Origin of the sequence: Couchioplanes caeruleus, assembly GCF_003751945.1 — a bacterium.
GTDB classification, from domain to species: Bacteria; Actinomycetota; Actinomycetes; order Mycobacteriales; family Micromonosporaceae; genus Actinoplanes; species Actinoplanes caeruleus.
In genome coordinates this window covers 876,855-901,775 of the sequence record NZ_RJKL01000001.1, presented here as the reverse complement: position 1 = coordinate 901,775, position 24,921 = coordinate 876,855, and the positions used below count along the sequence as shown (strand labels likewise).

The 24,921-nt window shown below is 67.1% G+C and carries 15 protein-coding genes; 7 read left to right on the top strand and 8 right to left on the bottom strand.

The genetic code is table 11. The annotated features are described in order from the left end of the window. Positions 1 to 15: 15 nt before the first annotated feature. The 5 genes from EDD30_RS04270 (at position 16) to EDD30_RS04255 (ending at position 4,664) form a co-directional block, all read left to right on the top strand. Positions 16 to 612 carry a DUF2637 domain-containing protein gene (locus tag EDD30_RS04270; RefSeq protein ID WP_071808758.1) on the top strand — a complete coding sequence of 199 codons (597 nt, stop codon included), beginning with the start codon at positions 16 to 18 and terminating at the stop codon, positions 610 to 612. Then, positions 609 to 929, top strand: coding sequence for a hypothetical protein (locus tag EDD30_RS04265; RefSeq protein WP_071808731.1), 321 nt, complete (start codon positions 609 to 611; stop codon positions 927 to 929). The genes EDD30_RS04270 and EDD30_RS04265 overlap by 4 nt, the downstream gene beginning before the upstream one ends. Before the next feature lie 89 nt (positions 930 to 1,018). After that, positions 1,019 to 2,668 (top strand): FtsK/SpoIIIE domain-containing protein, encoded by a 1,650-nt coding sequence (locus EDD30_RS04260; RefSeq protein ID WP_244945105.1) that lies wholly within the window; start codon positions 1,019 to 1,021, stop codon positions 2,666 to 2,668. 119 nt (positions 2,669 to 2,787) lie between these two features. Beyond that, the gene (locus EDD30_RS38715; protein ID WP_170047637.1) at positions 2,788 to 2,961 is read left to right on the top strand and encodes a hypothetical protein; all 174 of its coding nucleotides are present in this window, start codon (positions 2,788 to 2,790) and stop codon (positions 2,959 to 2,961) included. Next, the gene (locus tag EDD30_RS04255; RefSeq protein ID WP_071808733.1) at positions 2,958 to 4,664 is read left to right on the top strand and encodes a recombinase family protein; all 1,707 of its coding nucleotides are present in this window, start codon (positions 2,958 to 2,960) and stop codon (positions 4,662 to 4,664) included. The genes EDD30_RS38715 and EDD30_RS04255 overlap by 4 nt, the downstream gene beginning before the upstream one ends. Before the next feature lie 924 nt (positions 4,665 to 5,588). Here the strand turns inward: EDD30_RS04255 and EDD30_RS04250 are convergent. Beyond that, on the bottom strand, positions 5,589 to 6,098 hold the full coding sequence (locus tag EDD30_RS04250) for an HAD domain-containing protein (protein ID WP_071808734.1): 510 nt from the start codon (positions 6,096 to 6,098) through the stop codon (positions 5,589 to 5,591). An 83-nt stretch (positions 6,099 to 6,181) separates the two neighbouring features. On the opposite strand from EDD30_RS04250, the gene EDD30_RS04245 reads away from it, so the two are divergent. Further along, positions 6,182 to 7,015, top strand: a complete 834-nt coding sequence (locus tag EDD30_RS04245) for an IS5 family transposase (RefSeq protein ID WP_071808735.1) — start codon at positions 6,182 to 6,184, stop codon at positions 7,013 to 7,015. Positions 7,016 to 7,035: 20 nt separating this feature from the next. On the opposite strand, the gene EDD30_RS04240 is transcribed toward EDD30_RS04245, so the two are convergent. From EDD30_RS04240 to EDD30_RS04210, 7 genes are all read right to left on the bottom strand, one after another. Further along, positions 7,036 to 8,199 carry a PDDEXK family nuclease gene (locus tag EDD30_RS04240; RefSeq protein ID WP_071808736.1) on the bottom strand — a complete coding sequence of 388 codons (1,164 nt, stop codon included), beginning with the start codon at positions 8,197 to 8,199 and terminating at the stop codon, positions 7,036 to 7,038. Positions 8,200 to 8,309: 110 nt separating this feature from the next. Then, positions 8,310 to 9,053, bottom strand: coding sequence for a DISARM system phospholipase D-like protein DrmC (gene drmC / locus EDD30_RS04235; RefSeq protein WP_071808737.1), 744 nt, complete (start codon positions 9,051 to 9,053; stop codon positions 8,310 to 8,312). Further along, entirely contained in the window at positions 9,046 to 10,908 is a 1,863-nt protein-coding gene (drmB, locus tag EDD30_RS04230; protein ID WP_071808738.1) for a DUF1998 domain-containing protein, read from the bottom strand. Before drmB ends, drmC begins: the two co-directional genes overlap by 8 nt. After that, positions 10,905 to 14,471, bottom strand: coding sequence for a DISARM system helicase DrmA (gene drmA / locus EDD30_RS04225; RefSeq protein WP_071808739.1), 3,567 nt, complete (start codon positions 14,469 to 14,471; stop codon positions 10,905 to 10,907). Before drmA ends, drmB begins: the two co-directional genes overlap by 4 nt. A 90-nt stretch (positions 14,472 to 14,561) precedes the next feature. Then, on the bottom strand, positions 14,562 to 18,656 hold the full coding sequence (locus EDD30_RS04220; RefSeq protein WP_143162982.1) for an Eco57I restriction-modification methylase domain-containing protein: 4,095 nt from the start codon (positions 18,654 to 18,656) through the stop codon (positions 14,562 to 14,564). Beyond that, entirely contained in the window at positions 18,653 to 21,790 is a 3,138-nt protein-coding gene (drmD, locus tag EDD30_RS04215; RefSeq protein ID WP_071808741.1) for a DISARM system SNF2-like helicase DrmD, read from the bottom strand. Before drmD ends, EDD30_RS04220 begins: the two co-directional genes overlap by 4 nt. Before the next feature lie 474 nt (positions 21,791 to 22,264). Continuing rightward, complete coding sequence (locus EDD30_RS04210) at positions 22,265 to 23,425, bottom strand: AbiJ-related protein (protein ID WP_084557361.1); 1,161 nt, start codon at positions 23,423 to 23,425, stop codon at positions 22,265 to 22,267. A 141-nt stretch (positions 23,426 to 23,566) separates the two neighbouring features. Between EDD30_RS04210 and EDD30_RS04205 the strand changes: the two genes are divergently transcribed. Further along, a complete protein-coding gene (locus tag EDD30_RS04205; protein ID WP_244945104.1) occupies positions 23,567 to 24,775 on the top strand; it encodes a restriction endonuclease in 1,209 nt (402 codons plus the stop codon). Positions 24,776 to 24,921: the final 146 nt, after the last annotated feature.

Genomic DNA, 24,921 nt, shown 5'->3' with positions numbered 1-24,921 from the left:
TGGGTGATCGTCGGCATGACGGTTGCCGCTGTCTCCGCCGCGGTGGCGAGCTTCGCCGGACTCCGGGGCCTGGCTCACGTCGCCGGCTGGCCGGACCGGCTCGCGTGGCTGCTGCCGGTCACCATCGACGCATATGCGATGACCTCGACCCGGGTGTGGCTCACCGGGACGGTCGGCAGCAGCCGAGCCCGGAGGTTCGCTCGCGCCAACGCGATCGGCGCGATTGTGACGAGCATCGTCGGCAACGCCGGATACCACCTCGTCGCCGTCGGCCTCGTCGCGATCTCCTGGCCGATCGTCGTCCTCGTCGGCGCTGTACCGGCTGCCGTCCTCGGACTGACCGCACACCTCCACGCGCTGAGAACCATCGTCTCCGTTCCAGAGGACCGGACCGAGATCCGTACCGGAGTCCGGCCCCGGCGTACCGATGCCGCCCTCCTGAACGCCGCCCGCGAAGCCGACGCCCGGCACCGCGCCTTGCACGGCGGACGCCCGATCAGCCGAGACGGCTTGCGCTCGGCGCTTCGCATCGCCGGACCCAAGGCGACCGAGCTGCGGCGCCAACTCGCCGCAGAGAACACCGACCGAAAGGAGGCTCCTTCCCGCTCATGACTACCGATCCGCGTATCCCGCGCCCGACCGTCGACAAGGAGGCCGTTCTCATCCACCTGCACGCCGTCCGCCTGCGGCCGACGCCGCTTGCGGCTTGGACTGCCATCGCTGACATCCCTCTCCTGCTCGCCGAGATCGACCGTCTCGCCTGGCTCCTGAGCCGTACCCGGTGGGACTTCGCCAACCTCCTCGCCGCCGCCCGCGGTACTTTGGCCGCCGACCACGACGGCGAGTCCGACCCGCTGACCTATCTCCGTGATGCGGTTGCCGAGCATCGGGCCTTCACACCACCCACCGATACCGGCCTCGCCGAATGAGGGCCTACGGACGTCGGCACCGTCGCTGGAGCCGCCGCAACCCGCAACCGCTCCTGCTCGTACCGGATGAACCGCTCCTCATTGCCGGCTTGGCCGCGATAGGGCGCGCCCTATTCCGGTATCGGTCCGGACTCGCCCCGATCACGTCCGGACTCGTCCTCGAGGTCGCCGGACTCCTGCTGCACCACAAGCAACCCGGCGCATGGCCGATGGTCGCGGTCCTGGCGACGCTGGCGGCCCTTGCGGCCGGACTGCGCGGGTGGCCTTGGGGACTCATCCGGCTTGAAGAACGCGCGTATGCGGCATCAGTGACCGTGGTCGCGGGAGGTTGGCTCGCCGCCGCGACGGCAATCGGCCCCGGCCGTGGTCCGCTGCCTACAGCCCTGTTGTCGGCCGTGGTGGTTCTCGGGGTGCCGTGGTGGGCGCACCGGCGGCGCCGTGCACGCGTCCGGGTGGACCGCGTCGTCCGTGCCTGGCCGGACCTCGCCGAGGCGATCGGCCTCGACGGCTCTCGGGTCATGTCCGCCGTCGTGGACACCTGGGGCTGGCGAGCCCGAATGAAACTACGGCCGGGACATAGCGTCGCCGACGTCATCGCCCGGGTGCCGGCCATCGAATCAGCTTTGGGTACGCGACCCGGGGCGGTCCGCGTCGAGCAGGACCCGGCACACGCCGGCCGCTGCACGATGCGGGTCGTCGCGATCGACCCGCACGCCGGCGCCATCCCATGGCCCGGCCCGTCCGCTCGATCGCTGGCCGATCCGATCGAACTCGGCGTCTTCGAGGACGCGACAACCGTCCGGGTTCCACTGCTGCGACGGCACGTGCTCATCGGTGGCACCACCGACTCAGGCAAGAGCGGCGTGCTGAACGTCGTCCTCGGCAACCTCGCCGCTTGCTCCGACGTCGTCCTGTGGGGCATCGACCTCAAAGGCGGCATGGAACTGCGGCCGTGGTCGTCATGTCTTGCCCGGCTCGCGACCACCTCGGCGGAGGCGACGCAACTGCTCGCTGACGCTGTCGCCATCCTCGATGCACGGGCGCACGCGTCCGGCCGCGACAACACTCGCGTCTGGGAGCCCACGCCGACCGCACCGGCGCTGGTCATTGTGATCGACGAGTATGCCGAACTCGCCGACACGGCGCCGGCTGCCGTCGGTCATGCCGAATCGATCGCGCGCCGCGGCCGGGCGGTCGCCGTCGACCTGCTCACCGCTACCCAGCGGCCGACGCAGAAGGCCATGGGTGGGGGAGCGCTGCGCTCGCAGATGAGCGTTCGGGTCTGCCTGCGCGTGCGGGAACGCCGCGACGTCGACCTCATCCTGGACAAGGGGATGCTCGCCGCCGGCTGGCATGCCCACACGCTCGACGGTCCGGGCAAGTTCTACGTCCTGGCGGACGGCCACAACCAACCGCGCCGCGCCCGCGGCTACCTCGTCACGGATGAACACGTGCGGGAGACCGCCGCCCGCTACGCCGACCAGAGACCCGATCTCGACCCGCTGTCCAGGGCAGCGATCGAGCACCAGCCGCGCGCCCTCGAACCGCCGACGACGATCGCCGACGACCCCGAGCAAGCGCTCCTGACCGCACTCGCTCACGCGCCCGACGACGGTCTGACCGTCCCGGAACTCATCGACGCCACCGGCATGCGACGCACCTGGGTCTACGACCGGCTCCAGGCGCTTGCTGCCGCCGGAGATGCCCGTCAGGTCACCCGCGGACGTTGGCGGGCCTGACCCCGATCGTCCGCGCGGACGTCCGTCCGCTCGCGCGCGTCTGCGCAGATCAGCGCGCGGACGGACGACGGACGGACGACCGTGCGGACACCCACTGCCTGGCAGGAAGGAGGCTCGCGATGACCACCAACGGTCCGCCTGGAGAGGGGAGAAGTCGCAGCATACGAACAAGCAAGACGCTGGAAATCGAGAATGGCCAGCTCAAGACGTCCCTAGAAGTCCCGCTCACGGATGCCGCCGCCGATGCGCTGTGGCGCATCATCGACCGCGCCCGGAAGACTCGGCAAACATGAGGTTCGCCTTCTACGGACGCGTATCCACCGAGGACCAGCAGGACCCGCAGGCATCGAAAGCCTGGCAGCTTTCCCGCGCTCGCAGCCTGATCGAGCCAGCCGGTGGCGGGATCGTCGCGGAGTTCTTCGACATCGGCTTGTCCCGCTCGCTGCCATGGAAACGGCGGCCAGAAGCGCTCCGGCTGCTCGACACGATCAAGAGCCCGAGCCGCGACTTCGACGCCGTGGTCATCGGCGAGCCGCAGCGCGCCTTCTACGGCAGCCAGTTCGGCATGACGTTCCCGATCTTCATCCACTACGGCGTCGGCCTCTGGGTGCCCGAGGTCGGCGGTGCCGTCGACCCTGGCTCCGACGCCCACGATCTCGTCATGGCGCTCTACGGCGGCATGAGCAAAGGCGAGCGCAACCGCATCAAGATTCGCGTCCGGTCGGCGATGAAGGCGCAAACCGAGTTGGAAGGCCGCTATCTCGGCGGACGGCCACCCTATGGCTACCGGCTCACCGACGCCGGTCCGCACCCCAACCCAGGCAAGGCCGGCGAGGGCAAGCGACTCCACAAACTCGAACCCGACCCGATCACCGCTCCGGTGGTCGAGCGGATCTTCGTCGAGTACATCGCCGGGCGGGGCATGACGTCGATCGCGCGAGGTCTGACCCAGGACGGCATCCCGTGCCCGTCGGCCTATGACCGCGGGCGTAATCCGCATCGTCGGACTGAGGTGTGGGAGACCACGGCCATCCGCGCGATCCTGCAGAACCCCCGGTACACCGGCCGGCAGGTGTGGAACCGCGCCCGCACCGATGAGGTCCTGATCGACGTGGATGACGTCGCTCTCGGCCATGAAGCACGCCACCGCTGGAACCACCCGAGCGAATGGGTCTGGTCAAACACCGAGGCGCACACGCCGCTTATCAGCACCGACGTCTTCGAGCGAGCGCAGCAGACGGTGAAGGCGCGCGGCACCCGCGGCGATGCGGGCAAGGCACCACGTCGCAGCCGGCACCCCTACCTGTTCCGCGGCCTGCTGCGATGCGCACTCTGCGGGCGGGTGATGGCAGGTAGCGTCAACCACGGACGCATCTACTACCGATGCAAGGCATCACGCGACTACGTCCGCCAGCACGAGATCGCGCATCCGCCGGTCCTGTACGTGCGGCAGGAGTCAATCACCGATCCCGTGGACCGCTTCCTCTCCGAGGAACTCGGCCAGGCACGTCTACCCGACACCCTGCGTCGCATCGCCGACGCCAGCCACCGCGCTGCGCTCGCCGAGCATCAGAAAGACGACGAGGCACCGAGGCTCCGGACCACCATCGCCGAGTGTGACGCCAAGACCGTGCGATATCGGGCCACGCTCGACGCGGGAGGCGACCCCGCCCTTGTCGCCGGCTGGATCTCGGAGACGACGGCGATCAAGAAGGCGGCACAGGCAAGGCTTGGCCTCACGCAGGTGCCACCGGAACGGATGACCGAACAGCAGATCGCCGCGATAGTGGAGGCGTTCGGCGGGTTGCTGGGCCTGCTCAGGAGGGCGGAGCGGCAGGATCGGGCAGAGATCTACACCCGGATTGGCTTGCAGATGATCTACCGTCCCGGCACCGAAACGGTGCTCGCGGAGGTCAGGTCGAAAGAGATCGACCGTGTACCTGTGTGGTGTCCGAGGGGCGATCGATACCACAACCCCACGGGAGCAGCAGCCTGACAGCGAAATCGTCATCGACGGTGCCACCGCGGTATTGGGCTCGGTTCCGAACGAGCTCTGGCTCGCCCAACGGCATCGTCGAGGCCGGGCGACTACGGTTCGTGACGAACTGGGGTAATTCCGCGACCGAGTCTCTGCTCGGCGCGGACGCAGAGTCAGTCTCCGCACATGGCCGAGAAGCGTGAGCGGTCTTCGACCGGAGCCGGTAATTCTGTTGCCTTCGGCGAAGATCGGCCGGCGCGTATCGCTAACGGCCTTGCCGAGCGTCGGGAGACCACCAGAGATGCTCGGAACCGATGTGTCCGGCTGCTCAAAGCATCCTGAACAGAGTCTTCTGCGTGGATGTTTCCCTGATGGCTTGAAGAAACCTACCGCATCGGTTGCATATTCGGCTTGGAGTTTCTGCGGCCGACTTCACTTTGGGAGCAGCGGGCTTGCCCTCCCGGGACAACGGCAGCACGGTCCGCGCACTGATGCGCCAGGCCGCCGGAGATCCTCAAGCGCCAACCCCCGCTCTAGACCCTGCGGCCCGCAGTGCGAGGTGTCTCTTACCATGGTCGGTGGCCATGTCTCAGAGGGCGTCTCATTCTGATTCATGTTTGCCTTTTCGAGGCGATTTGCGGGGTTTCGTGGCCTCCGGTTGGGAGATACAGCGCCCGGCGAACGTCCGCTGCAAGGCTGGATGACCCACAAGCCATGGCATAAACGAATCAAACACGCTTACCGTTACCGAAGGTGTCCAAACGGCTATTATCAAATTGCCCGCTAACGTTGAAACTATGGCAAATCGAGCACTGCAGGCTGCCGCACTCGATACGCGAAGCTGGCCTTACCATCGCTAATCCGATTCAAACGTCCAGTCAGAGCGTGTTTGAGAAGACCGCCATGTCGGCGCTGTCGTGATGGTGGTGACGGCTGGCTGGGTTATAGCTGCGCCAGCCAGTCGGCGATGACGGCGAAGTCCGCGTCCGTGAGGCCGCAGCGTGGATCCACGCGATGGAGGAGGGCGTGGCCTTGATGGTGCACTGATACCCAGGCACGGTCGGCATCGGTGATCTCGTCATCGATCCAGACGAACGGGCGTCCGGCGGCCCAGCCGACCAGTGCGCGCGTTTTCCAGTGCAGCGGGCCGTCCTCGTCCTCATCGGGCCAGTCCACAACCGGCAACGCGGGCAGGCCGAGCGCGGGGGCGATCACGTCGTTCGCGTCGCTCATCCACGTCGTAGCCCAGACCAGCTCACACGGCAGCGCCGACAACCGTGATCCGTGTCGTGGGTCAAGCCTATCCAGCAAGGGGTTTCCGGTTACCTGGGGAAGTCGCGGCTGCGCCTGGTCTCCTGCGCGCCCCACGGAGCGCGACGGTGGGGCCCCGAACGGGATGAGGGGTCCATCAACGTCGAGGAACAGCACCGGGCGATGGGCAGGAGCAGGCATGGCTGCAGGGTAACGATGGTGTGCTGGCGCGGACGCGGCCGCTCGATGTCGTCGATCGGTGCTGATCGGTCCAGGGTCGGTGGATGCAGCCACAGCGGCGTTACCCCTCGGACCTGACCGACGCGCAGTGGGAGCTAATCGAGCCGATGCTGCCGCTACCGAAGTGGTTCGGGCGGCCCGAGAAGCACCCGCGGCGGGCGATCGTCGACGCGATCTTGTACGTCACCCGCACCGGCTGCCCATGGCGCTACTTGCCCATCGACTTCCCGCCCTGGCAGACGGTGTACTGGCACTTCGGGCGATTCAACGCCCGCGGGGTCACCGAGCGGATCCTCAGCCGACTACGCGAACAGGCCCGCCTCGCCCAAGGCCGAACAGCGCAGCCGAGCGCTGCGATCATCGACTCGCAGTCGATTCGCGGCGCCGACACCGTTGCACGCGAGTCACGCGGCTACGACGCCGGGAAGAAGGTCAACGGCCGTAAGCGGTTCATCGTCACCGACACCCTCGGCCTGCTCATGACCGTCATGGTGTGCGCCGCCAGCGTCCAAGACCGCGACGGCGCCAAGACCATCCTCCTCACGACGTATCTGGCCAGCCCAGTCCGCTTCGTCTACGCCGACTTCGCCGGCCGCCTGGTCGACTGGGCCGCCCAGGTCCTGCGCACCACCGTCGCCGTCGTTCGCAAAGCGCCTGGTCAGCGGGGCTTTGCCGTCATCCCGCGCCGCTGGTGCGTCGAGCGGACCCTGGCCTGGCTAGTTGCCCACCGCCGCTTGGCCCGCGACTACGAACGTCTCCCCACCACCTCAGAGGCCCTGATCCGCTGGGCCGCCATCGCCGGCATCCTGAACCGCATCGATCGGGGTCACCCCGCCACCCGACAACGCCGCTGGCGCTGGCCCGACACCCCCGACTGACGCCTATGTCAAACACGCTCTCAATTATCAGCGACTAGATCGCCTATCGCGTCGAAGACAGACTGGGTGTGATGCTCGCTGGAGACGACCTCGTTGAGATACAACGGCGGCCAGGCTCGCCACTCCTTCTCACGCGCGGCCGCAATCCTCGGGGCGAGCGCGGGAATCGTCTCCAATGCCTTTGCGGCACGGTCAACGCGCGCTGCCCCCAGCCTTCGCACAATGCCGTCGAGGCGGAATCGCAGCCACGCGTTCGTGCCGGGACGGTCGCTGCTGGTACTGAGCTGCCAGACCGGACTCAACTTACCGGCGAGCGGGTACCGCCCGTTGACGTTGGGCATCTTGGCGCCTCGGCCCCCGCAAACTTGACCGCCGCGTTGGTCGACGTCGTCGAGTAGTCGGCGCATGAGTGCTACCTCGGCGTCTGGGCAGCGCTTGGATGCGGTGTCCAGGAACGACTCCCGCTCCCACCGAGGCCCGAGCTCACGCGTCTTCACGGTGACGGCAGCCGTCGTGCGCCCTCTAACGGTCCGGACGTATACGGTGTGTTCGTCGCCGATGTGCTTGCGTACTTCGACACCGAGCACCTCGGCAGGGTTCATCTGCTCGTTGAGGAACTCGATGATGCGCACGAGTTCATCCGGCAGCTCGTCGGCGACGAACAACATGCGGATTCGCCCGGCGCTCAGGTTAGTCTCCACTGCCTTCCAGAACTCGTCGGGATCCACGTCCGGCCGCAGCTCCGAGAGCAGGTTCTCCTCGGTGAGCAGTTCCCCCATCTCGCTGCTTCGTTCCTCCGCCCTCTGCTGCAGCCAATGCCTAAGGTCCGCGAGCGGCCAGTATCTGACTGCGTTGGCCGCATAGTCGAGCATTTGGCCGACGTATTCCCGTCGGATGCGGGTGTCGCTTGATCGTTTGACCTCTACCAGCACCAGCACGCCTTGTGCGTCAATGAACAGATGATCGAGGCTCCACGTTCTCCCTCCACCACCGGCGCTGGGCACTGGCACCTCCCGACGGACAAGCAGCAGCCGCGGCTCGTCATCGTCTTCGGTCGTCGGTCCAGCAATGACCTCCGGGTACGACGCGAGCAACTGCTGCAGCACAGACTCGGTGTCGTAGGGCGCCTGTTCCATCAGAACAAGATGTCCATCGGCCTGCCAGAAGACCCCGTCAGTAGTCACAGTGCGATCCTTTCAGCCGCCGGATTCCGCTCGTTGCAACCGTGACATGGCTGATCTGAAGCGCGCAGTCGATTGCCGCAGCACAACCGCCGGTGGCCATTACCGCGCGGTCAAATCGGCACTAGAGAGCCGTTGGAGACGAGCGCGTCGATGTGTTCGTGGATCACTGCGGGTTGGGGACCGCCCCGCACAAGGATGCCGCACTCAAGATTGCGTTCGAGTGCCCAGCCGGTGACGTTGGCGCTGCCGACGAGTGCGACAGAACGGTCAACGACCAGTACTTTGGCGTGCAGCGCAGCGCCTCCGGTCGGTCGGTGCTCCGCGGGCCAGGCGAGGCGCCTGGCTGGCAGTGACGGGAATGGGGAGCCGGTCCCCGCGTAGTTGGGGTTGTCGATGGACCGCTCGAGAAGGAGAGTGACCTCCGCGCCGCGGCTGACCGCAGCTTCCAGCGCCTTCGCTACGCTCGGCTCGCTCTGTACGGCATAGCCGATCAGAAGGACGGAGCGCTGGGCCTCGCCGAGGATGGCGGAGATCACCGCCCATGTCAGACGACTGGCTGTGACGTTCGAGGTGGGGCCGGTCCAGACAACGTCGAGCGCGAGTGCACCTCGGGTGTGGCGGGCGGCGTGGTCGGCTCCGAGAAGTGCGCCGCTGAGCGCGCGTGGGTCGGCGCCACGGTTGAGCGCTGCGACGAGTTGTTGGCAGGCCGACCGTAGCTTGTCGCTGGCTGAGTTCGCGGTCAGCCGGTGCAGGTCCTGTAGTCCTGCTGAGGTTGCGTGGGCGAGTTTCGCCACGTCGGCGGGCGGGAGGCGGCTGACGAGCGAGATCGTGAGTTGGATGTCCGCGTCATCCATCGAGGAACGCCAGCCCATCTCCGGTGAGGTTGAGGAGCACGGCTCGGTCGAGCCACCGGTTGTTCGTCTCGCAGGTGGTTTCGGAGGCGAAGAGGCAGGCGTGACAGGCCGCGGCGTGCAGGGTGTCCGAGGGGTCCTGTGGTACGTGTTCGGCGCACAGCGGGTCGGACGAGCATCGTGCGGCGTCCTCCAGCGCGAGGTCGAGGAGTCGTTTGAGGTGCTGGGCTTCGCCGAGGGCGACGAGCCCGCCGAGGGTTCCCTCACTGTCGCTGGCTGCCGTGGACAGCAGGATCCCGGCTGCGGGGTCCGTGGGTGTGCCGACGTACAGGCGTTCGCGGATGCTGGATGAGGAGTAGCCGCATTCCAGCGCGACCTGGCGGATGAGCAGGTGGCTGACGGTGTGGAGGAGCAGGAATCGTGGGATGGGAAAGGTGTCGTCGACGGGGCGGTCTCGGTTAGCGCTCCATCGGGTGTGGGCGGCACGGAGCGCCTCGATGCGGGGATGATCCGATACTCGGGCGGTCCAGGCACGCACGCGGTCTTCGCGCAGCTGTAGGAAGATGCCTTCGCCGCGTTGTTCGAACGCCGGTACCCAGGCCGGGGTGGCTCGCCCGAGTGGGAGCCTGTTGTTCGGCTCGAGGTCGCGTCGTTCGGGGGCTGACAGTCGGGTGAATCCGACGAGGGCTTGGACCTCGCGCAGCCGGGTGACGAGTACGACCTGGTCGAGCAGGTTGTCGTAGCCGGTGGGGTTGGGGGTAGCGACGGCGCGGAAGTCGTCGTCTTGACGCTCGGTGGTGGGTCTGGCCAGCAGTTGCCATTCCGCCTGCAGCAGGTCGACGCTGCCCTCCTCGGCGGTGGGCCCGCCGTTCGCGCGCAGCTGTTCGATGGCAGCCCATGTTTGGTCGACGGGCGTGTCACGCAGGCCGCGCAGGGCGTCCATGCCGTCGACCACAGTCTGCACGACGGTGGCGTTGGGGAGCTGTCCTAGCAGGTCCCAGTGGGCGGAGACCAGGTCGGTGACGGTTTGGCTCTGGGGCAGGTGCAGGGCACTGGCGGTAACGCTGAACCACAGGTTGGATGCGCCGAGCACCATCAGCCGTAGGTCTCGGCCGCATCCGTCAAAGCGGCGCAGGTGAGGGTGTCGGCCGCGGCAGGCGGGCAGCGCTTCCCAGCCGTCGCGTCCGGCGGCGTCTTGAATGTTGCGGGATGCCCCGCACTCGTCGCAGCGGACGGTGACGCGGGGGCCGAGGGTGCTGGCGCTGTCGCGCATCTTGAGTTTCGGCCCTAGGCAGGGCGCGGTCTGGCCGTGGTGGATGAAGTCGACGTAGGGGAAGTCGTCTAGGTGGCCGGCTTCGCAGACGACGACGAAGCGGGCCGGCAGACAGGCGCGTTTGCGGCGGTCGGAGACTTGGGTCTGTTGGGTGCATCTGGCGTGGACCCATTTGGCCAGGTCGGGGCGTTTGCCGCTGCGGTGGATCAACTCGAATTGTCCGGGCGGGTTGAGTGGCCCGAGGCGGTGGCAGCGGGGGCATCGCAGCCAGCCGGGGAACGGGCTGACCGGTACTCCGGTCCGGGTCCAGGGGTCGTCGCTGTCTTGGGGATCCCAGGGGGCTGAGCGCAGCGTTCTGACTTGGGGGCCGATGACGCGACGGACCTCTTCGAGTAGGCGGGGCTCGTCGATGGCTTCGGCGCGTTCGAGTCCCCAGGTGTCGATACCGCGGACAACGACACTCATCGTGGGCAGGTCGACGATCGAGCCGATCCCGGCTGTGGTGATGAGGTGGCTGGGGCGGGCGCCGCCGATGCGGGAGGGTTGGCCGCGTTGTCCGGCGGGGCGCGGGTTCGCAACGGTCATCGGGATCCTCCTCGTGGTGCCCGGTCGTAGCTCCACGGGGGTTCGTCGTCGACGCCGGGGTCGCGTTTGTCGAGCTGTAGCAGCACCTCGGGTTCGACCTCACGCAGGCTCATCGGTGCCGACCACAGTTCCCAGGCGCCGTCGTCGGGTTTGCGGAGCAGCCCGGTGACGTCGACGGCCTGTTGGTAGCCGAGCAGCCCGGTTTGCAGGTGTGCCCGGCGGTGTGCCCATCGGTCGAGGCGGTGCTGGGTCCATTGACGTACCCGGTGGACACGGTCGTTGTCGTGGGTGACCCGTTCGGCGCGCCGGGCCAGCAGGTCGAGGACGAGGTCCGCCGCGGGTCCGGACAGCGGCACCGTGGATGCGGCGGTGTTGGGCAGCGCGCTTGTCGCGCTGTGCCGGATGGCGGCCGTGAGTACGGCGCTTAGGCCACGGTCGATGGCGCGGTCGCTGAAGGGTGTGGTGGTCAAGCCCTCCACGCGCATGCCGAAGGTGGAGTGGTCATAGGCGAAGCTCTCGTAGTGGGCCAGGTCGCGTGGGCGGCTCCACTGGAAGATCGTGAGGACGAGGCCGGGCCGGGCGGCATCGCGGCCGACGCGGGAGGTGGCCTGGATGTATTCGGCGGTGTTTTTCGGCTGGCCAGTGACGACCATTAGTCCGAGGCGTTGGACGTCGACACCTACCTGCAGCATGGACGTGGCCAGCAGCACGTCGAGGGGTTGTGCCCGGGGTGCCAGGGTCCGGTCGGTGCCGGCCTTGCGGTCGCGGCGGAGTTGGTCGAGGTGGTCGGAGCTGTCCAGGACGGCGTCGAAGGTGCGTTCGAGGTCGGCGAGGGTGGAAGCGATCTTGCTGCTCGGCATCCGGCTGGTGAGTTCGCTGACGGTGGGACGGCGGCGGCGGGTACGTACCTGCAGGCTGGCGAGGCGGTCTGCAACGTCATCCTCGACGAGGCGCCGCATGCCGGCGAGTTCTCGGGTGGAGGTGAAGTAGTCCACCAGGGTCATGTACGGGTCGGCCGCGGCGCCGTGACGGTCGAGCAGGTACTGCGCGTGTTCCATGATCGCTGCGGCCACCCGGATTTCGACCGCTTTGATCCGCTCGCCGGTCGCGCAGATGCCGCGGTAACGGCGGCTGGGTGTGGTGGGCGAGGGCGGTTTCACGGTGGAGAAGAACGTCTCGCCCGCGTCGAGGGTCTGTGGTGGGAACACGGACAACCCGCGGGCGAAGACCTGCTCGACCTGGTCGCGGGCGCGTCGCACGGTCGCGGTGGACGCGACGAGGACCGGCCGGATGATCCGGTCATCATCGGTGCGGCTGCACAGCCGGTCGATGACGGTCTCGTAGAGGCCGACCATCGAGCCGAGCGCGTCGGAGATAAGGTGCAACTCGTCCTGGATGATCAGGTCCGGGGGACGTAGCCGCATCGTGGGCTGCGGTTGGGCGGCCGGCAGGCGCGGTGTGCGTTGGTGGTTGCCCTTGCAGAACGTCTCAAAGTCCGGCGTCTTCCAGCCGTGCCGGGGGCAGCGCTCGTCGAGGAGGCCGAACAGCGTGCTCGTCGCGGCCTTCCACGGTAGTTGGGCGAACTTGTCGACGGTACCGATGACCAACGCCGGGGTAAGGCGGTAAATCTCCTCGTCCACGGTGACGACGGGCAGCCCTTCCCCCGGCGAGTTCCGCGGGGTGAACTCGCATCGGCCTTCCGGGTCGCTGCAGAACAGCAGGACCCGGCGTCGCTTGTCGTCGGTGCGCAGGTCCCCGCCAGCGGACAGCCGCTGCCCACACCACGGGCAGACGGCGAGTTGCAGAGGCCCGCCCAGGGCGTCGTCCTGACCGCGGCTGTCCTCGACCTGACGTTTCGCCTCCTCGAAGGAGTTCGGTGTGACCTTGCTGCCGACCCACAGGCCGACGCGGAACGGTGTCGAGCCCCATCGACCGTCCCCGGCCGCGAGCCGCTCCCGTCGCAGCCATTCGCACGCGCACACCAGCGCGGCGGCGCGCTGGAACTGCTGGGCGGTCAGCAGCCGCAGGGTATAGCGCATGAGCACCGCCACACCCTCGGTGCCATCCCGCGCGTCGTCGCCTACGCCGACGACGCCTTGGAGACGTCGGATGGCGAAGGTGTACGCGGTCAGGCCCAGATAGGCCTCAGTCTTGCCGCCACCGGTCGGGAAGAACAGCAGTTGCGCCTCACCGTCATCGATGCCTCGGTGCGCGTCCGGGTGAGCAGGGTCGGTCAGGCCCGGCAAGCACAGCAACACGAACGCCAACTGGAACGGGCGCCAACTGCGCTTGACGGGCACGTCGAAGCGGGACAGCAGCGCAGCCAGACTCTCGTCGGGATGGGCCATGCGCTCCCGAGTAACCTCGCTGCGTACCCGCTGCAACGCCATCGCCTGGTTAGCAAAACGAAACGCCTCCCGCGCCAGGCTGTCGCCACGAAGCAGTTCGACGGCGCGGTCCAGGCGGTCGGCAAGGGCGTCGGCCCGGTCGAGGGCATGCACCCCGGCCGGGGCGTAAGCGGCGATCTCCGGTTCCTCCAGGCGGGCACGCTGGGTTTGCAGCCAGCCCCGGTAGCCGGTCGCTAGCGGTTTGAGAGCACGTACGAGGTCGTCCCGGGCCAATTCGGCGCTGCCCAGCCGCGCCATGTCGAGCACCAGTCCGGGCATCGTGGCAGTGTCGGCCGGCACGGTCAACGGCACGTCGGCTACTGGGAAGCAGGTTGTCGCCAGCCGCCACGCCCGGATCTCGCCATCACGGACATCGGCGTCCACGGCGCACTGCCTGCCATGGGCGTACTCGCGCTTGGCCCGATAGAGCAGGGCTAGATGCAGCCGCTCGTCGTCGCTCGTGGAGGGCCGCGCACCGATCTCCGGGTCGTTGTGGCCGATAAAGATGGCGCTAGCCCCGTCGAGCGCGGTCACCATCAGGAACGTTTGGTAGAGCCGTGACGAGTCGACGTTGGCATCGGGCACACCCTGGTCGTTGACCAACGCCAGGTCCACGACCTTGCAACTTCCCCTGGTGCGGACGGTGACCCGCAGTACGACGCCCTCATGGTTCGGATCGACGACGATGGGTTTGCTATCACCCTCCACGAGGGCTACCTCGACACGACCGCCGGCCGGGCTGCGTTTCCACACGGACCTTGGCCGGCCCTGCTCGGTGACGTGCGTCTCCGACTTCGCCGGGGCATAACGACCCCACGACGCCTCCACTACCAGCCGTTCGACTTCGGCTGGGACGCGGAAGGACAAACCCAGGGCGGAGGCGGCCATGCTTCCGGTACGAGTCGACTGCGAGGTTTCCACCTCCGCGTCGGTGTCGTCGCCGGCGCCGGTCACCTCCAGGTCGACGAGCGCAGGGTCGTCATCCAGATGGGTCTGCTCCGGTGGCGGCGCGCTCGGACGGGTGCGCGGCACTAGCCGACCTAGGAGATACCGCTCGGCCGGCGGGACGCCCGGCGGGAGCTCCTCGTCCGGACCGTCCCATGGGCCGCGCAGGTCACGCTCCAGCAGGCTCTCCAACTCCGCCCGCACCTCAAATGAGGTGATGCCGTCACTCACCAGTCCGCCTCCCCTTTCGCTTGCCCACTCCCTCAGGGCGAAGCCGGCCGCCGCCGAGATGCGAGAGCGGGGTGACCGCGCAGTAGCCGTTCACTGCTCGGCCTCGTGACGGCGGTGGTTCTCCTCCAATAGGCAGTCCAGCAACTGGAAGCGGGCGTCCTTGCTGAAGGTCCACCGTGTGCCGATCTTGGTTGGATGGTGGCCCATCTGCGGGTCAAGGCCGCTCCATCCGTACGCCGCGAGCACCGCATGGTCAATTTCGGTATGCAGATCACGGAGGGCTTGCACTTCAGGGTCGCGGTCGGCTGGGTTGTGCACGTGCCGGATGTACGTGGTTGTTAACCCCCAGCCTCGGTCAAGCATCAGGTTCCGCCGTTCGGTATCGAGACGCCGCCCGAGGGTTTCTAGCTCTGAGGTTACGTCAGGCAACGGAAAGGTGAGGAAGACATCAGAAGGCGAGTAGTTGATGTCGGTCCTCATAGTAGAAGTGTAGCGAATGACCCAAAGGACGTGAATGCTCGACGAAAGCACCGCCATGCTTGCATAGTCTTCAAGGGCAAAAACTGCGGTCTTGTGCGAGAACACTTGCCCGGTCGGAACACGGACTGGCATCACCGCGTTCCCAACCAACGCCATCGCCAGCACGTTGTTGGCGCTCGCGATCGTCTCGTAAAGCTCGGTCCGTCGCCCTTCGTATTGCCAGTAGAAGGTGGCTGACTTGCGCCGCCAACCAGCGAAGCCGTGTCGTTGGCGGTCTGGCTTCACGAGTCTTTCAACAATCGCAAAGGCATCTGGGTAGGAGCGAGCGCGCTCCTCGTCCCAGTCACGGAAGTTGATGATCCAGCGGCTAGCTGAGCAGTCTGGGCGCTGGTTGAGGTCCTTGCCGATCACGTATGGCTGGAGGATTTCGGCGTTGCGCGGATCGCGCGCGATCAGTTCTGCAGCCTGCTCGCGCGTAAGGGTGAAACCAAGCCCCAGAACGATGGAACCTTGAAAGGCGATGCCTTCGTTCTCGCTTAGTCTGACAGGGCGGCCAGTAACACGGCCGACCGGCTCGAGGTCGACTCCGATTGAGGGCACATCCTCTCCGTCGAGACAACGAACTCCGCCCGGACCCGGCGGGGTGCGTGTAGCCCATATCTCGACGATCTCTAGGTTGGCGCTGGCACTCGGCCATGGATGACTGGACGTCCCCCGACGAAGTTGGAGTCCACGTTCAGCGACCTGTCCGAGGCCGACCTGCAGTGTGGCCCCTTGGACAAGGGTATTGGTGGTGATGTAGCCGAGTTGACCGCGTCGCGAGAGTAACCGCTCGGCACGCAGCACGAAGCGGGCGGCCAGGTCAGCGCTGCCTTTGACTCCGTGGCCGTCCCAGCGTTGCAGCCAGGCAAGGTAGTCCTGCCCCAGCAGACCAGAGAGCTTTTGTCCGCCGGCGAATGGCGGATTGCCGACAACGGCGTCGAAGCCGGTATCGGCGGCATCGACAAAGACCTCCGGGAAAGTCAACGGCCAGTGCTGGGGCCTACGCGGCTCGACGCCCTGCGGACGACCCGACTGCAGTTCCTGCTCCGCTTCGGAAAGGAGCTTCTCGGCATCATCGGGCAGTGCGTTGGCCACGCGAACTTGCAGAGCAACGAAGGCGCCGTCCGTTTCCCGAGCCCGAGCGGCGGCGTACCGAACCCCAGTTGCGGTTACTGCGCTGGCAACGGAGTCCAGTGAGCGGGCGAGCTGTTGAGCCTCCGCGAGCAGTCGCTGCTTGTGTTCGACGTCGCGCATTGTCACCACTGGTGCAGCCGTGATCCTCCGCCGCAGATCGGCCGCTTCCGCAAGCAGCGGCCGCCACTGCGCCGAGAAATCGAAGGCTCCGCGGTGCAGGCGGCGGCCATCGGGCGGGTTGACGTGCAAGGTCTCCAACTGGTCGAGCGAAGCGAGTCCGAGCAGGCTGTCACCGGTAACGAGGCGGTCATCGAGGAAGCCGAAGGGCCGTTCGCGGTCCATGGTGACCAGCCACAGGGACAGCTTGGCCATTTCGACGGCGAGCGGGTTGATGTCCACGCCGTAGAGGCAGTGCTCTGCGACGAGGCGTCGGGCGTCGAGCGCGATCTGGTCGACCTCGGTGTCGCTCGTCGACGGTGCGGTCCGCTTGCGTTCGGCGATCAGCGCCTCTTGCTTGCCTTCCTCGACCCAGGCGTCGACAAGCCGGTCGGCGAGGTAACGGCAGGAGGCGACGAGGAAAGCTCCTGATCCCATGGCGATGTCTGCGACGCGCAGGTCAAGCAGCTCATTGGATGGTCGGATTCTCCATCCCTTGCGGTCGGCGGTCTCGAGTGGCCCGGGGCGATAGACGAGCGGTTCAAGGGTGTTGTTGGCGACGTCCTCGGCCAGGGAACGGGGGGTGTAATGGGTGCCGGTGACGGTTCGACGGGTGCTGGGGGCGATGTAGCGTCGGCCAGGCATCACGACGACCGGCAGGTCGCGTTCGTCGTAGCGCAGGACTGCGGCGAAGGGCTCGATTGCCTTGACTAGCCTGGTGTCTGCACCTGTTACAAGAAGCAGGCCAGCGTGGTGCTCGGGTTTGACGGGGCTACCGAGCAGTGTCGCGAGTTGGGTCTTGCCGTACCCAGTGCGGCCGGCCAACCATTCGATCAGTTCCGGAGAGCCTGAGCTGCCGGCAGCGCTCGCGGCGGACAGCGACACCTCGGACGGGTGCTTTGCCTTGGGCCACTTCTTCGCGCGTTCGAGACATAGCATCGTCTCGGCTGCGGTGCGGACCTCCAGTTCGAGCAGACCCTCATAGACGTAGCCGATCTGTTCGACGTCGAGGGCGCGGAAGGTGAGCCGGCGTCGTTCTCCACCGATGTTGACGTACTGCACCGCCCGCAGCATTAGCCAGACGGTGCGGTCGTCGATCGCGGGTGGTACGGCGTCGCTGCCGTCTGCCGGTGACCGGCCTTCGAGCCACGGATAGCGGTCTGGGTCGAACAGGCCGCCACCGTACGCGGGTAGCCGTAGGTCCTCGTGGGCGACGCCTCGGTGCAGGGCTCGGGCTATGGCGAGGAGGCGGTGCCAGGCTCCGGTGCGGTGCTCCAGGCTCTGTTCGCCTGCCAGTTCCTTCTGTTCGTCCAGTTGCTCGACGAGTCGGGCGACGCTGTAGCCGGTGATGTAGACGTGGTCGTCGCTGGGTAGCAGGCGGCGTTCCTCGGCGAAGAGGAGGAACACGACGCGCATCATCACGGTGACGACGCCGTCGTAGAGGGTGTCGTCGTCGACCCCGGCAAGCAGTTGGCCTTCGGAGTCTGCGTCGAGGCGGTCGAGGGTGGTGATGAGCAGCTCGACGGCGTCGCGGACCTGGCGGCCGAGGGTTACGGTGACTTCCTCCTGTGCGCCGAGGCTTTCCGTGAGCAGCTGCGGCAGGGTGTCTTGCGTGCCGACGGCGAGGAAGCGGGCTCGGGTGAGCAGGACGACGAAGGCCTGCAGTGTTTCGGGTTCTTCGCTCCAGAGGCTGGCGTCCCAGACCGCGGCACCCATGCTGCCGCCGACAGGTGCCCAAACCAGGGCCCACCACCGGCCGTCGGTGACGAGCCCGATGGGCACGTCGCGGGCTCGCAGGAGGTGTGCCAGGCGCTCGACGGGGCTCGCGGTCCAGCCGTTCTCGGTCGTGCGGGTGAGCGGGTGGGTCTCCCAGGGTGTCAGCATGCCCAGCAGCCGCCAGGGGCCCTGAGCCGGCCCGGGTTCCTCACTGTCGCCGTCCTCGTCGGTGTCGTCTGTCTCGTCGGTATCAGCTTCCCGTGCGGACTCGTCGGCAAGCTCGTCGGTGGAGTCCTCGGCGTAGAAGCCGAAGTCGGCGGTCAGTGTCAGGCCGTGATCGGGGACCGGCTCGGCGAGGGCGGCGGGAATCTCATGATCCATGCGGAGGTGGTCGCCCCAATCGAGGACGTCGCGGAGCATCTGCGAGACGACCGTGCGGCGGTTCGTTCCTTTGCCCTCCAGCATGTCGGCCACGGCGGCGCGGACCGCTGCCCTGCTGGCCACGGGGACCTCCGGAAGGCCGTCGGGGAATACGCGATCGACAACGGGCAGGGTGAGGAACGGTCCGCTCTGCTGGACAAGCTCCAGCCAGGCGTGGCGACGTCGTGCCGCCTCTCCAGCGGTGTAGCGGCGTCGCCGTGTGCCCCGGGCGCTCACTGAATCGCTCCGGAGTCCGGGACGCAGAACGCCACCGCGAACGGGAACACGAGGCCGTGGACGTCGGCGTAGCGCTTGTGCAGTGCGGTGAGTTCGGTGGCGCGGTTCTCGTCGAGCCGGTCGCGGCGTTCTTGCCAGGCGCGGCGGTCCCGCTCGAACTGGCGGGTCTCGTCCTGGTCGAGTCCATCGAGGGTGAGCTGAACGTTGCCCGGGTCTGCCAGAGCGCTGTCCAGGGTGGCGCGGAGCTGGTCGAAGACGACGTTCGTGCGGTGCAGGTCTGTGTTCAGTCGCTCGTCAAGTTTGTGACGCAGTGACTCCCGTTGCCGGGTCGCTCGGGCCTGAATGTCGGCTACCAGCCGGTCGGTCAGCTCTGGCCAGCGCTGCGCGAATGCGGCTCGCAATGGCGGCGGTGCGGGACGGCAAGCGCCGGGTTCGAGGGCGGCCTCGACGGCGGCTCGCAGGTCGGTGTAGCCGCGTTGTTCGAGGTCCACTCGCTTGCCGCGACCGGTTTCGGGCAGTTCGCGGGCGGCGAGGATGACCTCTTCGTGTAGGCGGCTGCCGTCGCTGCCCACTACAACGAGTCTGGCGAATACCGTGACCAAGGGGCCGCGCAGGTTGAGGCCGGGTGGGGGCGTGAAGAGCACCGCGGCGACGCGGTGTAGGTCGGTGCGGCCTCCCCAGAGTGCGCTGCGCAGCAGCCGGGTGCTCTGCGCTACCAACGGATGCCCGAGGTGGGCGAGGACCGCATCCTTACGGTTGGCGAGCTCGCGGGCGTCGAAGGTGAGTGGTCGCGGGGTGCCGCTGAGAGGGTCGACCGAGCCGGCCACCGTGCGCTCCCAGCCCGCTTTGAGTTGTGGGGGCGCCACGGTGCCGTCTCCTTCGTCGACCAGTGGCGGCTGCCCAGCGAGGTGGAGCGCGGTGTCGACGACTCGGCGGATGTTCGCGGGTGCTACGTGCAGCGCCGCTATGGATCGGTCGAGTTGGCCGCGCAGCCGCTCTGCCTGGGCGCGTAGGTGCTGCTCGGCTTTGAGGACGCTGGTGGAGACCTTGGGGGTGACTTGGAGCGGGTCGAGCAAGACTGGGCGGCCGAGCATCCGCGCTTCTACGGCGTGGGCGAGGACGGGGTTGACGCTGCCCAGGTCACGGCGCTCGGTTGCTACCTTGCGGGCTACCCGGCTGAGGAATTCCAGGTCGGCTTCGTAGGAGCCGGCTTCGGCGTGTTCCCAGCCGGCGCCGACGAAGTGCGCGACGTCGACCTTGTGGTGTTGGCCGTAGCGGTCGACTCGACCGATGCGCTGTTCGAGCCGGTTCGGGTTGAACGGGATGTCGTAGTGGATGACGCGATGGCAGTGGTCCTGCAGGTCGATACCTTCGCTGGCCGTGTCGGTGGCGAGCAGGATGCGGACCGGGTCGCGGTCAGGGGCGGCCTGGAAGGCTTGTTTGAGGTGTTCGCGTTTGGCGTCGTCCATCCCGCCGTAGAGCAGACCGAGCCGTGCGCCGCCCAGGCCTCGCGCTTCGAGTAGGCCTGCTAGCCAGTTCTGGGTGTCGCGGTACTCGGTGAAGACGATGACCCGCTCGTCGGTCCACGTCTTGCCGCGCCGGCAGATGCTGGTGAGTTCGTCGATCAGTCGGTTGGCCTTGCTGTCGGCCGGCTCCCCGTGCCGCTCGGCCCATGCGGTCAGCTCGTCGAGTAGGTGAGCTTCGTTGTCGTCAGGGGCATCGACCAGGGTCGCGGCGCGGCCGAGCAGCTCAAGGTCGGCCTCTTGTGCCTGGTCGTCGGTGTCGTCATCGTCCCAGGCCAGCGCCTCGGACAGCCACTCTGGGATGTCTTCGTCCTGGGTGCGGTGCGCGTTGCCGATGGTTTGGCGGTGAGCGGCGAGGGTGGCGGCGAAGGCTGCCGGGGAGGAGAACAATCGCTTCTTCAGCAAGAGGGTGATGAGGTCGCCGGCTCTGACGGCGGCGGTGCCGGTGACACGTTGCCGTGCCCGGGTGTATCGATCGAGCAGGACATGCCCGGCGGTCTCATCGGCGCTGTAGTGCACCTCTATCGCGCGGGGTTCGCGGCCGGGGAACTTTGGTTGGCCGTCGGCGTCGAGGATGGAGTCCTTGAGCCGGCGCACCATCACCTGCTGTACCAGCGCGGGGTCAGGCTCCGCACCGCGGAGGAACCGCTGGGGATCAAGCATCTCCAACAGCGCCTGCCACGACTCGCTGTAGCCGTTGTGCGGTGTGGCGCTGAGGAACAGTCGATGCGCCGAGTGCTCACCGAGGCGGCGCACCGCTTGGGTCTGGCGGGTGTCGACAAGGTAGCGTTTCCCGCCGCCCGGCGCAGGCGGGGCGCAGTGGTGGGCCTCGTCGACCAGGAGGATGTCGAAAAAGCCGGGGTGTCGCGCCTGCGGGGTGAGTACCTCGTCGAGCAGGCGCTGCACCCTTGGGGTGCGTAGCCACGGCAGGCTGATGATGGTGCGAGGAAACACCTGGAACGGGTTGGCTTCCAACCCGTGGGTACGCCGCAACTGCTTGAGCGCTGCGGCGTCAAGGACGGTGAAATCCAGGCCGAACCGGTCGGTCATCTCATCGCGCCACTTGCCCGTCAGCGGCGCAGGGCACACCACGATCACCCTCCGGGCGCGGTGCCGCAGCAGCATCTCCTGGATGACAAGGCCCGCCTCGATGGTCTTCCCGAGGCCCACGTCGTCGGCAATCAGCAGGTTCACCCGGGGCATCGCGAGTGCCTTCGCGACCGGTTCGAGCTGGTACTCCTCGATCGTGATGCCAGCCCGGAACGGCGCTTGCAAGGTTTGGTCGTCAGCGCTCGCGACGGTGCCCCACCGCACGGCGTCTAGGAAGGCACCGAGCGTTTCCGGATCGTCCCACCCAGTTTCGGTGACCTGGGGAAGTTGGGTCTCCGGCAGCACCTTTCGGCCGGGCTCGACCTCCCAGGCCAGGGTCAGCTCTTCACCCAGGTCGTCGTCGCTGACGCTGGTCAGCGTTACCAGAGTGCGACCAGGCGGCTGACTTGCCGCCAGCTCGTCGCGGGGTTGCGTGCTCACGCTGCACCGGGCGACCACCCACTGCTGGCCACGCACTCTGACCAGCTCGCCGACTTCCGGCGCCTCGACCGCCGCCGTCACCGATACGCCTTTCCGGAGTCGGCGGCCATGGCGAAGGACGAGTCGGCGGTCCGGTCAAGCGAGCTGCCGTGGCGTTGACAAGTCAGATGAACATCCACCGGCGTCCGGTGGAGACGCTTCGGCCCCCTGCAGTCGTTGTCTCGATACCAGACCCAGTCGCGCAGTTGATACGTGCTCTGGACCGGCGCGAGTCCCGCCGTGGACCGCGTAGCACCCGCATGGGCCGGACGTGGGCGGAGTTCGTCCTTCGTCGTCACGTCCGGCCCGCCTTGCGCGAACTTTGACCCCAAAGGGTGATTCCGCATGAAAAGGGCGCCACGGATCAACTTGGACATAAGCGGTATGGTAGGCACCCGGCGTGCAGCCCGTCTGGGCTTCGAGCGAACCAGGAGCAGACCAACACGCGGCAGTGACCGGGCCCCCGTACTTGCCAAGTGCGCGAATCGGCATCGCTTCCCGCGCGCTTCTCGGCGTTCAAACAGCGTGGCGAGTGGCGAGCCGGTCGAAGAAGGCGTCGAGGCGGCGTACCGTCTCTGGGCCATCGACGAGGTCAGCACCTCCGAAGCGGTAGACCTCGTAACCGTTGAGCCGCAGCTCGCGGTCTTCGGCCATCATCTCGGCATAGCGGCGGGGACTGGCCCGGCCGTCGTCGTCTGCGTAGTGCTGCTTGCCGTCGCACTCGATCACGACACGGACCCGGTGCGGCAGCAGTAGAAGGAAGTCCATTCGCTGCCTTGCCAGTGACGCCGCGCCGGGCTGGTGATGCGTGCGTATGTAGGGGTCGTAGTGGAGGTAGACCTGCGGGATCAGGGCGGGGATGTCGGGGCCGAGCCGTACGTACCGCTCGGCATAGGTCCGCAAGATTCGCCGTTCGGCGTCGTTCCCGCCGAGGGACCGGTCCAGCCGCTGGTAGAGGCTACGGGCTACATCGCGCTCCGATGCCGCGGCGATGCCTTCCTGGTCCGCCCACCAGGCAGTCAGTTCGGCCCAGGTCAGGCCATGCGCCGCCAGCGGCCGGTCGTAGATCAGGCAGTTCTGCCCGTGCCGAACGATGCGTAGATCGTTGTTCACCGCGTCGGCGAGCACAATTTCCGGCTTGGGACCGATGGAGGCAAAGATCAAGTTCTTCATGGTGCCGCGGACGCCTGCGCCGACACGGCACGCGGCGAAGATCGGTGCGCCGCTGATGTCATCGACCTGGACAAGCTCGTAGCCGTCGCTGATCAGCACACGGTTCAGGAAGCTCCGTATCCGCTCTACTTCGGTCACATCCGTGCGGACCTCCGGGTGCAACATCTCAACGAGGAGCGCCAGGAGCGCCTCGTCGCCGTCCGCCAGGCCGAACCGAGAGTCATGGAAGATCCAGTCGTCATCCCAGTCGTTGTTCAGCCAACGATGCTGGACGATGTCCTGGCCGGCGGTACTGAACCGCGGATCGCGGCTCGGCAGTGCATCGACGTCGTAGAGTCTGCCCAGAAAGTCGACCTCTTCAAGTGCGCCGCTCCAATGCGCCCCCATCTCGGCCAACCCGTCGATGAGCCGCCGGCGAGTGACGCCGGTGATGTATCCAGCTGCCGCGATGGTGACCTCCCTGCCGGTCGCATTGAGCAGGCCCGCCGGACTGGCAGACCCCATCGCTGTCTTACCTCTCGCCAGCCGGAGTGTCTAACGCGGAGGGTGGAGGGCGACCGGCTGACACCGGCGCCGATCGATCGGCACGAGATGGCATATCAACAGGATCGGATCTAGCCGAGCGTACCCAGTACGCTATGCAGCGTGGCTGATCAGGTCGGCGGGCACGTCCGCAACGGGATGCTGAGCCTTGACGAACTGCTGGCCGTCATGGACCGCGCCGCCGCCAACCTCGAACGGCTTCAAGCCGTGTGGGAGAGGGCTGGTCCGATGCTCCCCATTGGCCCGTCAGGGGGATCCACGCCGGAGTACGAGGATCTCACCCGCACGTGGGGCGACCTGCTTCGCGGCTTGCCCAAGATCGATGACTGGACGATTACCGAGCGACTGCCAGACATGCACGCGATCGGAATGGCGTACCTCGAGTACGCCGAGTTTGGCGAGCCGCCATTCGGCCTCATGGACGCTTCAGACGCGCCTGGCAAGGCGCTCGCGGAGTATCGGCATCGCCTGAACCGGGCCCGCCGGCGCGCCGTCCGCGACCGGATGCAAGAACTGGTCACGAAGGTCGATACCCTTCTGCCGCAATTGTTGGCGGATGTCCCGCGTGACTCGTTGGAGCGCTTGGAGGATGCCCGGGCGTCCGAGGTCGATGCCGCCATCGCCGAGATTGAACGGCTGATGGGCGCCACCGCCTCGCGCCGCGGACGGTGGAGCGACCTTCACCGACACATGCACTTCGGTCAAGGACACGACTGGCACGACATCTACGAACTCGACTGGCCTACCCTCAAGCCGGACATCGAGGCAGCGATGTTCTCCGAGGACGACCCCCTGCCCGTGCCCGACATCGACCTCGGCAGGGCTGCTTCCCAACGACCCGTCGGCGGGGCCTCCACCAAACTGTCGTGGAACAAACTCGACCCCGACGTCTTCGAGCGCCTGCTTCATGATCTTCTACGGAACCTACCTGGCTACCAGAACGTCCAGTTGCTCATGAAGGCCAACGCTGCGGACCGGGGCCGGGACATCTCGGCTGAACGTGTCCTCCACGATGGCGCGGGCGGGGTGCGTACTGAGCGCGTGATCGTCCAGGCCAAGCATTGGCTGTCGAAGTCCGTACCGCCGGAGGAGATCACCAGTGCGCTCACCCGCATCACCCTCTGGGAGCCCCCGGTAGTTCGAGGTTTCGTCGTGGCGACCAGCGGCCATTTCACCCCGGATGCTGTTGCGTGGGTCGAGAGGCACAACGAGGCCGGCAAGGTGCCGTTCATTGATCTTTGGCCCGAGCCGCGGTTGACAACCATGCTCTCGGAGCGTCCGTGGTTGGTGGCCGAGTACGGGCTCAGGTAGCACCCAGGTCGCCACTCTCGCTCGGCGGACATCAGGGCCGCCCGATCGGATGGTCCGGCCTTCCCGGTGTTCGGATCAACACCGCGGCAAGCGACTCGACTCGCCGAGTCAGGGTTGGTTCCTTGCGGCTGAGCCTCGTACTCAGC

What these genes read in the sequence shown, in the direction of transcription:
- drmC (WP_071808737.1), bottom strand. Translation starts at nt 9,053, where the DNA reads ATGGATGACGCGGACATCCAACTCACGATCTCGCTCGTCAGCCGCCTC.
- EDD30_RS04245 (WP_071808735.1), top strand. Translation starts at nt 6,182, where the DNA reads ATGCAGCCACAGCGGCGTTACCCCTCGGACCTGACCGACGCGCAGTGG.
- EDD30_RS04250 (WP_071808734.1), bottom strand. Translation starts at nt 6,098, where the DNA reads ATGCCTGCTCCTGCCCATCGCCCGGTGCTGTTCCTCGACGTTGATGGA.
- drmB (WP_071808738.1), bottom strand. Translation starts at nt 10,908, where the DNA reads ATGACCGTTGCGAACCCGCGCCCCGCCGGACAACGCGGCCAACCCTCC.
- EDD30_RS04255 (WP_071808733.1), top strand. Translation starts at nt 2,958, where the DNA reads ATGAGGTTCGCCTTCTACGGACGCGTATCCACCGAGGACCAGCAGGAC.
- EDD30_RS04265 (WP_071808731.1), top strand. Translation starts at nt 609, where the DNA reads ATGACTACCGATCCGCGTATCCCGCGCCCGACCGTCGACAAGGAGGCC.
- EDD30_RS38715 (WP_170047637.1), top strand. Translation starts at nt 2,788, where the DNA reads ATGACCACCAACGGTCCGCCTGGAGAGGGGAGAAGTCGCAGCATACGA.
- EDD30_RS04210 (WP_084557361.1), bottom strand. Translation starts at nt 23,425, where the DNA reads ATGGGGTCTGCCAGTCCGGCGGGCCTGCTCAATGCGACCGGCAGGGAG.
- EDD30_RS04270 (WP_071808758.1), top strand. Translation starts at nt 16, where the DNA reads ATGACGGTTGCCGCTGTCTCCGCCGCGGTGGCGAGCTTCGCCGGACTC.